A 13,692-nucleotide genomic window follows, 5' to 3' on the forward strand; every position below is an offset into this window, starting at 1 on the left:
ATCCCATCTCGAACTCGGCCGTTAAACACGCCAGCGCCCATGGTACTGTGTCTCAAGACACGGGAGAGTCGGTCGCCGCCAGACCCGCCCATCGCAATCACCATTCCCTCGACACGAACACCGATCCGGCCTCCGGACACGCCGCCCGCTCGCCAGAGCCGGCGCCTGATCTCATCGGTCGCTCAGCCCCCGTGCAAGTTCTCTGAGCCACGTCACCTTCGGTGATGGGCGTTCGATCGGCCGCACGGCCATCCCAATCAGCCGAGAGATCGTGCGCAACCGCGAAGGCGGTTCCCCGCGTCGCGCGAGGGCCGACTGATCCCGGACATCTGCCTGCTCCGAGCCTTTCCCGACCGGTCGTGCCGAACGCCTCGGCCAGTCGTCGTTCGCCCGGCACCGACGACCGCGCTGTGCCGAAGGCGCGGCCTTGAGGGCTGTACAGCAAACCTCTATTATAATGCTGCTGTACAATGCCTCCGGTCAGTGTGGAATCGAGCATCGCATGCCGTGCCATCCGGACACGCGCTCACGGTCGGTCCCCGGTGATAGGGCTGGATCGCCGTCCTTCAGGCCTGATGGCGGACCAGAGTGTCCGCCTGCCGCGTCCGGCCCCGACAAGATCCATCTGCGTCGTCCGCATTCAGGGGATCTCAATGCGGCGGCCGATCGGGATCCGGCGTTCGACGCGGACCGTTTCCGGGCAGCCCTCGTGGAGTTGCTGCCCGACCTGAAGCGATTCGCGGGGTCGATGGCGAAGACGGCCGATCAGGCTGAGGACTTGGTTCAAGAGACGCTGCTCAGGGCTTGGATACGTCAGGATCGCTTTCGTCCTCGTAGCAATCTTCGAGCCTGGACATTCACCATCATGCGGAGCAGCCTCTCGCCCTCCAAGCGTGAGACAGCGGATCCGACGGATGTCGGCAACGCTGCACCCGACGGGCGACGCATCGATCCTGACCGGTGAAACCGCGGAGCGTTCTCGCAGGACGAATGGCGACGGCCACGTCGTCTGACGAGGCGGTGCTGGATGTGGCGACGCCGATCATCGACGCGCGCGCTCTGCTGCGTGCGTCGAGATATGAACCGCTCTTCGTCAGTCCGAGTGCCTCGCGCTCCCCGGTCGAGTTCAGGGCGGTCGAGCGCCACCGTCGAGAACTCACGAGAATGCCTGCCGTTCGCGGATCCTCGGTTTCCCGTCAGGAGTGGAGGTCGAAGTGATGGGCGTTGGCGCCGTGATCTGAAACCCCGATCAGGCCGACGTCTCCGTGGACGCCACTGTCAGCCGGTGCGTGGCTCGGTCCGGCCGGTGGGCCGGGTTTGCTGTCGGACGCGAATTCGATGGTGCCGTTCGGGCCGATGCTGGCGGCCGGTCTCGGACCGTGACTGCCCCCGCTCGCCGGGGGACTCGGCTCGCTTGACGGTTCTTGATCGCGGCTCACGCCGGTCGAGCCTCCCGATCCCTGGCGCGAGAGCGATTGGTCTGACGCCACCGGGGTGCCGACGTTCGCGGCCGCAACGGCAGTGCCGTGACCTGTGTGGTGCGGGCCCGCGTCGAGGTTCGCGGGATTGGGATCCGCCCCGACGGCTCGATCCTGCGTGCCGCTCGGCGAGATGCCTGCGTTCGCACCGGTTGCCGGGTTGGAGCCGTCCGAGTTCCGCAGATGCGGTTCGGTCTCTCGGGCGTGATCCGCAGCCTCGCCGCTGCGGCCGGGCCCGTCGGCGGTCTGAGCATGGCCTGGATCGTCCGCTCTCACCCCCGCCAGCGCGCTGGCCGAAGGAGCGATTGGGTCCGCGTTGGAAGCCGCGCTGTGAACGGCGGGACCCTGTGCGTGCGGTCCATCGTCTTGGAGGTGCCCGGGCGGCTCGCCGCTTCGATCGTCCTGCCCGTGGCCTGGATCGGCAGCGCGCGCCTGCGTGCCGGCTGACGGCGGACCTGGGTCCGCGTCGGTGGCCGAGCCGTGACCGCGGCTATCCTGTGCGGGTGGTACCGTATCGTGAAGATGTCCCGGCGCCTCGGCGCTCCGGCCAGGTGAAGCGCCGGCCCGCGCGTGACCGGGATCAGCAACATCCGCCTGCGTCTGCGCGCTCGCGGATGGTTGGACCGGATCCGTGTCGGCGGCCGAGCCGTGATGGCCGGCATCCCGGGCGTGCGGCGCCGTGTCTTGGACATGTTCCGGCGCCACCCCGCTCCGAACCGGTCCCTCGCCAGCCTGCCTGTGATCCGGTTCGGCGGCTCTGGCCTCGATCTGCAGGTTGGCTGCCGGAGCTGAGGGGGTGGGATCGGTGGCCGCCGTGCCGTGGCTGCCGGCATCCTGTGCGTGCCCTGCCGGGCCCTGGAGAGGCCCCGGTGCCTCGGCGCTCCGGCCGGGGCTTTCGCCGGCCGGAGCGTGCGCAGCCACCGCGCCGCTCGCCTGCACGGTGGCTGAGGGCGGCGCTGATTGCGTGCCGGTGTCCGTGCCCTGACCGTCATTGTCCTGGGCGTGCGGCGCCGAGCCCCGGAGGTGGCCCGGCGCAGCGGCACTCCGGCCGGGACCTTCGCCGGCCCGCGTCGAGCCTGGATCGGCAGTGCTTGTCTGAGCCTGCGCCAGACCCGGCGGTTCATCCGGACTCGCGCCGCCGGCCGCGTCCAGTGGAACGGCCGCCGCGTCCTTGTGATGGCCTGGCGCATCGGCGCTTCGGCCAGGCCCGTCGCCATCTTGACCGCGGCCCTGATCGGTGACCTCCCCCCGGACCTGCGCGAGGCCCGCTGTTGGACGCGGGCTCGGATCGGATGCTGCACTGGGGTCGCCGACCGCGCCGTGCAACTCCCGTTCGGATGCACCTGCGCCGATGCCTGAAGGATCCGCATGCGCGACCGCGTCGTGCCGTCCCCTTGCCTCCGGCGATACGCCCATTCGCAGACCGTTGTCCGGGCTACCGGAGCGCTCCTCGACCGGGAGCTGCGCGTGTCTCAACTCGGGCTGTGCGGCAGCATTGAGCCCGTTGACCGGGGCTGGCGGAGCTTCGGATGCCGCGTGACCGGTCGTCGGGGTCACGCTCTGGGCCAGCGATGGCGCCTCACCGGTCGCGCTCGACGACGGGGCTCCCTGTTCCCGTGCCGCGGCGTCCCCCGATGGCGCGGCGCCACCGTCCGATCTGGAATCCGGAGACGACGATGAACCCGCTGCGAGGGCTGCGCTGGCCTCGGCGCCGCGCGCGAGCGGCTGAAATCCGGATTCCGCGCCTGCCCGGGTCGGCCCATGGCCGAGGGCCGGGTCTCTGAGGCCGATGAGCCCGAAATCGGCGGCGTCAGATCGGGCAGCAGCGACCGCGGCCGACTCGGCCGTTACGAGACCGGCCGCGCCGCTCGCGGGACCTTCGTGGCGGCCGGTGCCGAGCGGTCCTTCCGACTGGACGGGGCTCGCCGCTCCACCCGTCGTCGGCGACAGGCTGCCCTGGTCACCCGGGACGGCGCTGCTGGCGCCCCGCGCGCCGAGGTATGATGTCGCCTCGATACCCTGTGCGGGGTGGTCGACGAGGGCATCCGCCGCGAAGACCATGGCCGAGAACACGATCAGCCCGACCTGCTTACGGTGGCCGTCGCGCTCATCGGCATCGCCCGTGTCGCGCGCTTCGGACGGCCCGTGCTGTTGCGCGTGGCCCGCGTGAGGGGGCTGCGCCGCGCTCTCGGTCGATCGCTCCCCGTCATCCGCGCGGGCGTCGTCGGGCGACAGGCTCAGGGCCGCAGCCGCGACGAGAGCCGCGAGCAGCGCCGCCGGGTGAACCGAGAGCTTCGTCCCGCGGGCATCCTGCGGGATCGGGAGAAGCTCGGGATAGCGTCGGGCGATCTCGTTGATGAGGGCGCGGAAGTCGCTGCCTCGCATCGGGCTGTCCAAGACATCGGACGCGATGACGTAGCTGCCGTCGATCCTGGCGAAATGCATGACGGCGTCGCCATCCGGCCGGCAGAAGACGAACCAGGGGTCCGCCTCGTCGCTCAGGCCCTGCTCGCTGCCGATCTGCAGGCCGGCCCGGATCAGCGCGGCCTCGACGCGGTAGAATTCCGCGAGCTCCTGCTGCGACCAGCCGCCCTGGCACGTCGTTGCGGGTCGGAAGAACGAGATGACCGCGCCCATCGGGACCTCACGTCCGCACAGTGACTGAGAAGCGGATTCTATCGTTCATGGAAACTGCGTCCCAGAGCATCGAAGAAGGGCGCCACCAGATAGTCGAGCGCCGTGCGCTCGCCGGCCGAGACGACGACCTCGGCGGGCAGGCCCGCCAGGAGACGTGGTCGTACGTCGTCCGGGAGTTGATGGTCGTCGATCTCCACGGTGCCGGCGAAATAGGCCTGCTTGGTGCCGTCGTCGATCAGGCGGTCGCGGGAGACCATCGTCAACGTCCCGAAGATCGCCGACATGCGGCGCGTCTGAAAAGCCGGAAACTTCACCTCGGCCCGCATGCCGGCATGAACCGCCTCGAGATCGTTCGGCGCGAACTGCACGCTGATCACGAGCCTGTCGTTCGTCGGAACGATCTCCATCAGCGGCTCGCCCGAGCGGACCACCTGGCCGATCGTGTAGACCTTCAATCCCTGGATGACGCCCTGATGCGACGCCCGGACCTCGTGCCGACGGAGGACATCCCGGGCCACGATGAGTTTCTCGCGCAGTTCTGCGATCTTCTGGCGCGTGTCGAGGAGCTGCGCGGTCAGCGATTCCTGCAGCTTCTGCTTGAGCTGCGCGGTCTGCATCCCCGCCTCGTTGATGCCGTTCTGCGCCTTGGCGGTCTCCGCCACGGACCGTCCGATCACGCCTCGGAGGCGCGCGTGCTCGCGCTCCATCATCAGAACGCGCGAGAGCGGGATGAGGTTCTTCTCCTGGAGGCCGCGCAGGCCCTCCAGCTCCTGCTGGATCAGGGCGACCTGCTGCTCGCCCGAGGCCTTCTCGACCGCCAGCCCGGAAATCTCCGTCTTCAGCTGCGTGACCCGCGCCTCGATGAGGCCGAGCTGCGCCTGGAAGGACGCGCGGCGCTCCGACAGCTGGCTGGCCTGGTCGTCGATCAGGCCGGCGACGGCCGGCTCGGCGCGCCGCTCCGCGATCTCCGGCGGCAGGAGCAGATCCTGCGCCTGGCCCTGCTCCGCGCGGAGGCGCGCTTCGAGGATCAGGGCCCCGTCGAGCTGGCCGCGGAGCAGATCGTTGCTGGCTCGCGATTGCACGGGATCGATGCGTAGCAGGACGTCGCCCGCGCGAACCGCCTGGCCGTCCCGGACCAGCACCTCCTGGACGATGCCGCCTTCGAGGTGCTGCACCACTTTGCGGCTGCCTTCCGCGACCACCACCCCGGGACTGATGACCGCCCGGTCGAGGCGCGCGACGGCGGCCCAGGTGCCGACCACCCCGAACGTCGCGACGATGAGCGCGTAGCCGGCGACGGCGTACGCGCGCCAGTTCGTCAGGTCGGCGGAGCCCGACCGGTCCCGATCGGACCTTCTTCGCACGGGGGACGGGCTCGCGATCGCGGCGCGCGTGACGGTCATCGCTTATCCCGCGCTCCGCTGTTCGTCGGAGCCGCGGCGGGTCTGGGATGCCGCGGGGCCGACGGGCGGCACCAGGGTCGGGACCGGCCGCTGGCCGGTGACGTGGGCGAGGACCTGCTCGGGCGTGCCGGAGAGCTGCACGCGGCCCTCGCTCATGAGCAGGATACGGTCGGCCTCCTCCAGCAGGCTCACCTTGTGGGTCACCAGCACCACCGTCGTCCCGGATCGCTTCAGGTCCGCGACGGCGCGCATCAGCGCCGCCTCGCCGGGCTGGTCGAGACTCGCATTGGGCTCGTCGAGCACGACCAGGCTCGGCTCGCCGTAGAGGGCGCGGGCCAGAGCGATGCGCTGCCGCTGACCGCCTGACAGCCCGTGTCCCCCCCGCCCGATCACCGTATTGTAGCCCTCCGGAAGCGACTGGATCAGCGCGTGACAGCCAGCCCGTTGGGCAACCTCGATGACGCGCGCGTCGTCCCGGTCGGCGAAGCGCGCGATGTTCTGCGCGACGGTCCCGTCGAACAGTTCGACGTCCTGAGGCAGGTAACCGACATGCTGCCCGAGCAGGGCCCTGTCCCAGTGGTTCAGGTCGGCCCCGTCGATGCGCACCGTGCCTTCCAGCAAGGGCCAGACCCCGGTGAGCGCGCGAACGAGCGTCGATTTGCCGGCGGCACTCGGGCCGATGATCCCCACGACGCTGCCGGGCTCGAGCCGGACGCTCACCGCCTTGAGGATGGGGCGCGTCGCGCCGGGGGCCGCCACCGAGATGGTCTCGGCCTCGATCAGGCCGCGCGGCCGCGGCAGGACGAGGCGGCGCGTCTCCGAGCCGGCGACGGCCACGAGATCGACCAATCGCCGGTAGCTCGCCCGCGCCGCCGTGAACCCCTTCCAGTTGCCGACGACCGCCTCGATCGGCGCGAGGGTGCGGCCGATGATGATGGACGCGGCGATCATCGACCCGGCCGAGATCTCGCGGTGAATCGCCAGATACGCGCCGATGCCCAGCACCAGGGTCTGCAGCAGCATGCGGACGAACTTCGTGGCCGCGACGATCAGGCCCGCGCGATCGCTGGCCCGCGCCTGGAGGACCAGGACGTCGTCGTGGCGGCGCCCCCAGAGCCCGCGCATGGACGCGACCATGCCCATGGCCTGCAGCACCTCCCCATTCCGAAAGACCGTGGCGGCGCTCTGCCCCGCTTCGCGCGAGGCCTGACTGGCGGCGTCGAGCGTCCGACGGGTGGCGACCTCGTTGAGCAGCGTGAGGCCGAGGATCGTGCCGCCGCCCACCAGCGCCATCCAGCCGAACCAGGGATGGAGGATGAAGCAGGCGAGCAGGAAGATCGGTATCCAGGGCAGATCGCAGAACGCCAGCATGCCGGCGCCGGTCAGGAACTCCCGCAGGACGTCCACGTCGCGCAGCGCCGTATCGTGCTGCGCGCCGGGCCTGAGCAAGGTGCCGCGATGGGCGGCATCGAAGATCGGCGTGGCGATTTTCTGATCGAACACCACACCGCCGCGCACCAGGAGGCGGGCGCGCAGCATCTCGAGCATCGCGTAGACGGCCAGGCCGAACGCCGCGATCAGCGTGATCCCCGCCAGGGTCGTCTCACTCCGGCTGGGGATCACGCGGTCGTAGATCTGGAGCATGTAGAGCGGGCTGACGAACAGCAGCAGATTGATGAAGAGCCCGAACACCACGGCGGTCGCCAGGACCGGCCGGAGCGAGCGCAGGCCGATGGTCAATGCCGATTGCAGCGAAGGATCGCCCATTCTGCCCTCTTCCTGCGATCGATCGGCACGATCGGCGATACCCGGTGGCTCAGATTCCCGTGCTGCTCGCGTCAGTGACCCGCGGGCGCTCAGATCCGCGAGCGGCAATCGTACGTGCGATTCTCGACTTTCATGGGCCGCTATCCAGAGACATGCACCGGTAGTGGGGCATCCGGCGCCATTCTCCAAATCGTTCCTTACAGGATGATAGCGCTATTCAGGTAGTTGCCAAGCAACGGGATCCGTTCGGGGAGGACGCGGGGACGACGGGTGCCGCCGCGCATCTGGACAGCGCGGCTCCGTCCCAGCTATATGGTGTTTGCTGTATAAGCGCCGCGCCGCGTGGCTTCGGTCGGCAGGAAGGTGAAACCCCGTGTATGCCCATCAGCAACGCCTGGACTCCGAGGAGGTGCTGGAGCTGCGTCGGGAGGGGGGACGGTATCTGAAGGAACTGCGGGAGGCGCGCGGCCTGTCGCAACGACAGCTCGCAGCTCTTGTCGGTGCGGATTACTACACCTTCATCTCGCAGCTGGAGACCGGGCGCGGTCGTATTCCTCCGGATCGGTACCGCGCGTGGGCCGAGGCGCTGGCGATCGAGCCGAGAGCGTTCGTCCGGAACGTGATGCGCTTCTACGACCCGATCACCCACGAGATCCTGTTCGGCGATCGGAGCGCGGAGCCTGAGGGCAACGAGGCGTAGGCCGTCGACGCTCCCCGAGCCCGGATCGTTCGGATGCGCGAGGCGCGCGGGACGGCTCCAGCCTGGAGACGACCGCCCGCGCAGCTCAGGAGGTGGAGTGGTCCGCACCGTCCACCGTCTGTGATCCGAGGGGTGATGGGTCGTCAGACGTCACGTCGGCGGCCGATACGGGCGCGCCGATCGCCGCCATCAGCATTCGCAATCCCTCGATCCACGTATCGGCCTCGGTCCGCGAGATGCACCCGCTGCGGCGAAAGATTTTGCCGGATTCGAGCTGGACAACAACGTCGAAGCGGCCGTCCGGCCTGTCCGTGATCCAGTATTCGACATTCTGAGGCATCGACGTTGCCCAATAGATCCTCACCTGGCCGGCAACAGCCGCCCCGCGCACGCAGCTCACAGTCTGCCGGCGAACGCGCGCCTCTCGCCGACGTGACTCGTTCACCTCGATCCGTCGTTCCTCGCTCGGCCTCAGACCACGTCGGGGTTCACCTCCGCGCGCGATGATCTTCGGCTCCTTCTCGGTTCAACATGTCCGCCCCCCAGGGACGGAAGCGTGCCCCAACGCGTAGGCCGCGGAGAACGATCCGCCGCTTGCGGGGTTAGATGTTCACTGTACAGTCAGGTGGCGGGTCCTATCTGGAGGGGTGGACGCTCGATGACGCGCGTGGTCGGGCCACTCCCGCCGGATGGCCCGCTGCAGATCGCCGGTTCGTCAGGCGGGATTCACGGCGGCCCGAGATCGGTTCGTGCGGCGAGCGCTTTGAGAGGACGTGAGTTGACGGACACGCTGGTTGCTCAAGACGGCGGAGTCGATCGGCCGAGCCGACAGGACCCTCCGGAACCCGCGATTCTGCCCACCGGTGTGCGGGATCATCTCGGCCTGCAGCTGCGCGCCGCCTACGAGGCCGTGACACGGGCACAGACACCGCCGCGTCTGCTGGACCTCGTCGCGCGGCTCGATGCAGCGCTGGAGGGGCCGCGCCAGGACGATGCCACCGCGTTTCGCGAGGGCCTGACCGAAACGCTGCCCGGCCTGCGCGCCTTCGCCCTCTCGCTCGTCGGCGATGCCTCGCGCGCCGACGATCTGGTCCAGGAGACTGTGCTCCGAGCCTGGGCGCGCCAGGACCTGTTCATCCCAGGTTCGAACCTGAAGGCGTGGCTCTGCACCATCCTGCGCAACCAGTTCTACACCGAGTGCCGCAAGCGAAAGCGCGAGATCGAGGACGTGAACGGTGCCGCCGCGGCGCAGCTCACGGCGCCCGCAGCCCAGGAGCACGGGTCCGATCTGCAGATCGTCTGGTCCCATATCGGCAAGCTGCCGGAACTGCAGCGTGAGGCCCTGCTCCTCGTGGGGGCCCAAGGCCTGACCTACGAGGCTGCCGCGGAGGTGATGGGCTGTCAGACCGGGACCGTGAAGAGCCGGGTGAGCCGCGCCCGGGCCTTGCTCGTCGCGCATCTCGCCTGAGACGGGCATCCTGACCGAGAGCGGATTTTCCACGCTCGACGGCCCCTGCATGGTTGAGACAGGTGCCCATCCGCGCTCCGCCCTGGGGCGAGTCCTGACGGGCGACGACCTGGGAACGGTCCCCCGCCGTCCTGGCCGGTGTCGAACCTCGACGGCTCGACCATCCTTGTCGGACGGATAGCCCGGGCAGACAGACGAGGTCGGGCGATCGACACGCTCGAAGGCCGGGGAAAGGCCAGGCGCAGGCCGGCAAAGCCGTCTCGGCCCCTATCGCGATCGCGAAACCGCCGCGGGACGCCCTCCCCCATCGCGCTTCAAGTCGCACGAGCGTGTCGCGAGCAGCGACTGCACCACGCGGCCGCCATCGTCGATGGACACCGCCGCGGTTCAGTCCGCGCTTCGGCAAGGTTCGGGCCCGTCCCGGTCGCTGCCGCCGCAGCAGGCCGCTCGTCCCGGTCCGAGCCAGAGATCATCCCCGGGCACCTCGACGGACGCTCCGCCTCCACGCGCCGCCCGTGTCGCACGAAGGTCGGCCGTGGCGTCACCGACCATTGGGCAGTGCCGCGTCTGGCATCCTCGCCGCGGAGACTCTCGGCGCGGTCTCCGGTGCCGCTGCGGAACAGGTCGCCCTTAACAAACTCACCCATCCCCGTACGAATCCGGGTCGCCGCTGGACTCACTTTGCAGAATCGGTCCACATGAACAGTCACGTTGGCAGAATCGGGCGGGGACCGATGACCGCAGAGGAACGGCTGGCTGAGCTGAAGGCGGCGGACACGCGCCGTCAGACACGTCGCAGGGAGGCTCTGAAGCAGAAGGGCATGACCCAGCAGAACGTGTGGCTGAAGCCGTCGGTCAAGGCCGTCATCGACCAGGCGATCCAGAACGGTCGGTTCAGGAGCCGTACCGAGGCGATCGAGTGGGCGCTCGCGTCTGCCTTCGAGGAGAAGTCGGCATGATGTAACGGGCAAAGCAGAAGGCCCCGAGGCGGGAACCTCGAGGCCTTTGGACCTGACATACCCTGGGATGGGGCGCGACAGGCGATTCGCACCCCCTTTATGCCCCCTCCCCCAGGCCGTCGTCAAGAACACCCTTCGGGGTGAACGGTCCCGCTTTGCCTCCTGAGAGGAGGCGGACGAGGTGGAGACAGTTCATTCCGGTGGCCGGCCGCTCACGCGCGCCGCGCTCGCCGGCCGGAGACGTGCGCTCGAAGACGGGCGGACGGTCTCGCGCAGGGAGCTCTCGGCCGCGGGCCGGGACGCGGCCAAGGCCCTGAACCTGCGCCCTGCCCTGCGTTCGATCCTCTCGGCGCTCTGCGCCGTGTGGGGTGAGCAGGATTGGGAACGCCTGGTGGTGTGGCCCTCGAACGAGCACCTGTGCGGGATGACCGGGCTGTCGGAGCGCGCGCTCCGCTACGGCCTGCGCGACCTCGTGGCCCTGGAGGTCATCACACCTCGGGACAGCGCGAACGGCAAGCGTTTCGCCATCCGCGGGCCGGGCGGCGCCGTCATCGACGCGTACGGTTTCGACCTGACTCCCATCGTCGCCCGGAAGGGAGAATGGGCGACCGCGATCATGGAAGCCACCGCGAGGGACGCTCAGCGAAGCCGCGCGTTCGATCTCCTGACCGTTCGTCGCCGCGCGGTGTCGGAGGCCCTCGCTGCCCTGCGCGCCCGCTTCCCGGCGACGGATGCAGCCGATCTGCTCGCGGCGCAGGAGGCCCTGGAGTGCAGCACGCCGAGGAGACGCGCTTCCGGCGTGGGCCCTGACGTCGTCCTCGACGCCTGGGGAGAACTGCAAGTCATGGCGGAGGATCGGTTCTATCAAGCCGCCTCTGCCGGCAATTCCGGCCGTCACTTAGAACAAGACACCGGATCTCCTACCGATCCTTGTGCAAAGGCTCCCAAGAAGGAGCCTGAGCCGACCCGTAGGCCCGAACCGTCACTCGTCGCGGCTGCTTGCCCTGTCGCTGCCGAATTCGGCGTCACCCTCAGAACGGAAGCGGATGTCATCGAGATCGGCCGGCTGATGCGGGGCGGAATCGGCGCGCATCCGTCGGCCTGGAGCGAGGCTTGCGAAGCCCTCGGTCCGTTCCGGGCCTCGGTGCTCGTGCTGATCGTCGCGCAGCTCCACGACGACGACGTGCGCCGGGGTGAGATCCGCATCAAGAACCCAGGCGGCTACTTCAGGCAGCTCGTCCGCCTGTGTTCCGAAGGTCGCTACGGGCTCGAAGCCGAGCTCATGGCGATGCGCAGGAGGAAGATGACGTGACCTCGGGCGAACGTCACCCACCCCGGACCGCGGAGCCCTGCAGATGCGCCACGCCGCGGCAGCGAATCCGGGCACCCGGATCCTGACCGATGTAGGTAGGCTCCGGATCCCGGAACTCACGCTACGCTTGCGCGGCCATTGAACATGGGAGGCTTGCGGTGAAGGTGTTTCAGATCCGGCACGAGGTGACGGGCGCCATCCTCTGGACGGGCTCGGCGCCTGACCCGCTCGCTGCCCTCGACGCCATGGCCCACGAGGCGGGGTATTACGATCATTCCGACATCCCCGACCATCTCCGGGCCGGTGGACTCGCCATCGAGGAGATCCGGGTCTAGCGCGCCGACCACCACGCGAAGAGTCCGATCCCTTCCCGGCTCCAGGCACGCTGCGGTCATCGAGGGGCCGGGCAGGCGCCCTCGCTTCTCCGAAGACCGCCGCGGTGACGTGTCGGTGAGCGATACCGGATTGGTCGGGCGCCTGCAGTGCCGTTCCGCCAGGAGGCCGGGCAGGTTCCGCGGCACCCGGCGCTCTCGGTGCAGAGGGGTTCGGCGCGTGATCGCCCCGAACCCGGTCCCCATCGAACAGGTTTGTGTGGGACGCAATCGGGATCAACTGCGTTACTGCGGCGACGAAGTGTGGAGATCCAGGATGGCAGACGCCGTCGCGTCGCAACGCGCTGTTCTGATTGTCGAGGACAATCCCGTGCAGCTCATGGATGCGGCTGCAGCCCTTCGCGACGCGGGATACGAAGTCGCGGAGGCCGCCACTGTCGAAGCCGCCCAGGCTCATCTGGCGGCCCGTCCCGAACTTGTGGCCATGGTCGCGGACGTGGACTTGGCAGGCGAGCCCTTGAGTGGCTTCACCCTGGCCAAAGCCGTCGCGGCGCGCTGGCCCGAACTGGCGATCCTGATCGTGTCGGGTGTGGCTTGGCCGGCCGAGGAGCAGATGCCGATGGGCGCTCGCTACCTGCGCAAACCGTTCACACCGGAGGGGCTGGCCGGCGCGCTGGGGGCTGTGCTGGCGGCGCGGGGCGTAGGGTCCGTGCCGCATTGACGGTGGCCAGCCCAGCGTGCGCCGGCGCGGGAGAGATGCGCCGTCGACGACGGGCCGCATCACGGCGAGGTTGGGACTGTCAGGAATTCCGTGTGCGGGCGGCGGGTTGAACATCAGGCCGCCATGGCCCGGGTGAAGCGCTCGCCGAAGATGACGGCGAACTGCGCCTTGGCCATGACCCACTCGGGGACTGTCAGGAATTCCGTGTGCGGGCGGCGGGTTGAACATCAGGCCGCCATGGCCCGGGTGAAGCGCTCGCCGAAGATGACGGCGAACTGCGCCTTGGCCATGACCCACTCACGTGGCCCCATCTTCCACGCCTTCTCGGAGCGGTTCAAGACCAGGTAGAGCAGCTTCAGCGCGGCCTCGTCGGTCGGGAAGTGACCGCGGGCGCGCACAGCCCGGCGCAGCGTGGCGTTCAGGGCCTCGATGGCGTTGGTCGTGTACAGGATCCGGCGCACCTCGCCGGGGAAGGCATAGAACGGGACCACCTCGCCCCAGGCCCGTCGCCAGCTCTGGGCGATGGCTGGGTAGCGCCGACCCCATTCGCTTGTCTCGAAGGCCGCCAACGCCGCCTCGCCAGCCGCGGCATCGAGCGCGCGGTAGACGACCCCATTCGCTTGTCTCGAAGGCCGCCAACGCCGCCTCGCCAGCCGCGGCATCGAGCGCGCGGTAGATGTCCTTCAGCGCACCCGCCACGAGCTTGCGGTCCTTGTAGGACACGAAGTCGAGGCTGTGGCGCAGCAGGTGGACGATGCAGGTTTGGACCAGCGCCTCGGGGAACACCGCCCGGATCGCATCGGGGAAGCCCTTCAGGCCATCGACCACGGCAAGCAGCACGTCCTCGACGCCGCGGTTCCTGAGCTCGTTCATGACCCGCAACCAGAACTTGGCGCCCTCGTTCTGCTCCAGCCA

The 13,692-nt window shown here is 69.1% G+C and carries 11 protein-coding genes and 1 pseudogene; 7 read left to right on the forward strand and 5 right to left on the reverse strand.

Annotated features, from left to right (window positions below; translation table 11 throughout):
- Window positions 1–502 precede the first annotated feature (502 nt).
- The gene (locus tag ASG32_RS35730) at window positions 503–964 is read left to right on the forward strand and encodes a sigma factor (protein WP_082558121.1); all 462 of its coding nucleotides are present in this window, start codon (window positions 503–505) and stop codon (window positions 962–964) included.
- A 232-nt stretch (window positions 965–1,196) separates the two neighbouring features.
- Here ASG32_RS35730 and ASG32_RS33150 read toward each other — a convergent pair whose 3' ends face one another.
- Genes ASG32_RS33150 through ASG32_RS30905 form a run of 3 tightly spaced genes read right to left on the reverse strand, consistent with a single transcriptional unit; the run spans window position 1,197 to window position 7,285 of the window.
- Complete coding sequence (locus ASG32_RS33150) at window positions 1,197–4,115, reverse strand: hypothetical protein (RefSeq protein WP_082558122.1); 2,919 nt, start codon at window positions 4,113–4,115, stop codon at window positions 1,197–1,199.
- A 38-nt stretch (window positions 4,116–4,153) separates the two neighbouring features.
- Window positions 4,154–5,518: an HlyD family type I secretion periplasmic adaptor subunit gene (locus tag ASG32_RS30900; RefSeq protein WP_056533796.1), complete on the reverse strand. Its 1,365-nt coding sequence runs from the start codon at window positions 5,516–5,518 to the stop codon at window positions 4,154–4,156.
- 3 nt (window positions 5,519–5,521) lie between these two features.
- Complete coding sequence (locus ASG32_RS30905; RefSeq protein WP_056533798.1) at window positions 5,522–7,285, reverse strand: type I secretion system permease/ATPase; 1,764 nt, start codon at window positions 7,283–7,285, stop codon at window positions 5,522–5,524.
- Window positions 7,286–7,658: 373 nt separating this feature from the next.
- Between ASG32_RS30905 and ASG32_RS30910 the strand changes: the two genes are divergently transcribed.
- Window positions 7,659–7,985 carry a helix-turn-helix transcriptional regulator gene (locus tag ASG32_RS30910; RefSeq protein ID WP_020095904.1) on the forward strand — a complete coding sequence of 109 codons (327 nt, stop codon included), beginning with the start codon at window positions 7,659–7,661 and terminating at the stop codon, window positions 7,983–7,985.
- Between the two features lie 85 nt (window positions 7,986–8,070).
- Here the strand turns inward: ASG32_RS30910 and ASG32_RS30915 are convergent, their stop codons facing one another.
- Window positions 8,071–8,430, reverse strand: a complete 360-nt coding sequence (locus ASG32_RS30915) for a hypothetical protein (RefSeq protein WP_244492311.1) — start codon at window positions 8,428–8,430, stop codon at window positions 8,071–8,073.
- A 333-nt stretch (window positions 8,431–8,763) separates the two neighbouring features.
- Between ASG32_RS30915 and ASG32_RS30920 the strand changes: the two genes are divergently transcribed.
- From ASG32_RS30920 to ASG32_RS30935, 5 genes are all read left to right on the forward strand, one after another.
- Entirely contained in the window at window positions 8,764–9,453 is a 690-nt protein-coding gene (locus ASG32_RS30920; protein ID WP_244492314.1) for a sigma-70 family RNA polymerase sigma factor, read from the forward strand.
- Window positions 9,454–10,187: 734 nt separating this feature from the next.
- Window positions 10,188–10,412 (forward strand): hypothetical protein, encoded by a 225-nt coding sequence (locus tag ASG32_RS30925; protein WP_020095907.1) that lies wholly within the window; start codon window positions 10,188–10,190, stop codon window positions 10,410–10,412.
- A 181-nt stretch (window positions 10,413–10,593) separates the two neighbouring features.
- Window positions 10,594–11,724: a replication initiation protein RepC gene (gene repC, locus ASG32_RS30930; protein WP_056533803.1), complete on the forward strand. Its 1,131-nt coding sequence runs from the start codon at window positions 10,594–10,596 to the stop codon at window positions 11,722–11,724.
- 158 nt (window positions 11,725–11,882) lie between these two features.
- The gene (locus ASG32_RS34670; protein WP_020095909.1) at window positions 11,883–12,059 is read left to right on the forward strand and encodes a hypothetical protein; all 177 of its coding nucleotides are present in this window, start codon (window positions 11,883–11,885) and stop codon (window positions 12,057–12,059) included.
- A gap of 313 nt (window positions 12,060–12,372) precedes the next feature.
- Window positions 12,373–12,777 carry a response regulator gene (locus tag ASG32_RS30935; protein ID WP_020095910.1) on the forward strand — a complete coding sequence of 135 codons (405 nt, stop codon included), beginning with the start codon at window positions 12,373–12,375 and terminating at the stop codon, window positions 12,775–12,777.
- Between the two features lie 227 nt (window positions 12,778–13,004).
- Here the strand turns inward: ASG32_RS30935 and ASG32_RS30940 are convergent.
- Window positions 13,005–13,692, reverse strand: a pseudogene (locus ASG32_RS30940) (transposase); the annotation flags it as partial.

Source organism: Methylobacterium sp. Leaf361, from assembly GCF_001424445.1.
Taxonomy (GTDB): Bacteria; Pseudomonadota; Alphaproteobacteria; order Rhizobiales; family Beijerinckiaceae; genus Methylobacterium.

Coding starts and splice junctions, on each gene's coding strand:
- ASG32_RS35730 (WP_082558121.1), top strand. CDS start 503: ATGCCGTGCCATCCGGACACGCGCTCACGGTCGGTCCCCGGTGATAGG.
- ASG32_RS33150 (WP_082558122.1), bottom strand. CDS start 4,115: ATGGGCGCGGTCATCTCGTTCTTCCGACCCGCAACGACGTGCCAGGGC.
- ASG32_RS30900 (WP_056533796.1), bottom strand. CDS start 5,518: ATGACCGTCACGCGCGCCGCGATCGCGAGCCCGTCCCCCGTGCGAAGA.
- ASG32_RS30905 (WP_056533798.1), bottom strand. CDS start 7,285: ATGGGCGATCCTTCGCTGCAATCGGCATTGACCATCGGCCTGCGCTCG.
- ASG32_RS30925 (WP_020095907.1), top strand. CDS start 10,188: ATGACCGCAGAGGAACGGCTGGCTGAGCTGAAGGCGGCGGACACGCGC.
- ASG32_RS30935 (WP_020095910.1), top strand. CDS start 12,373: ATGGCAGACGCCGTCGCGTCGCAACGCGCTGTTCTGATTGTCGAGGAC.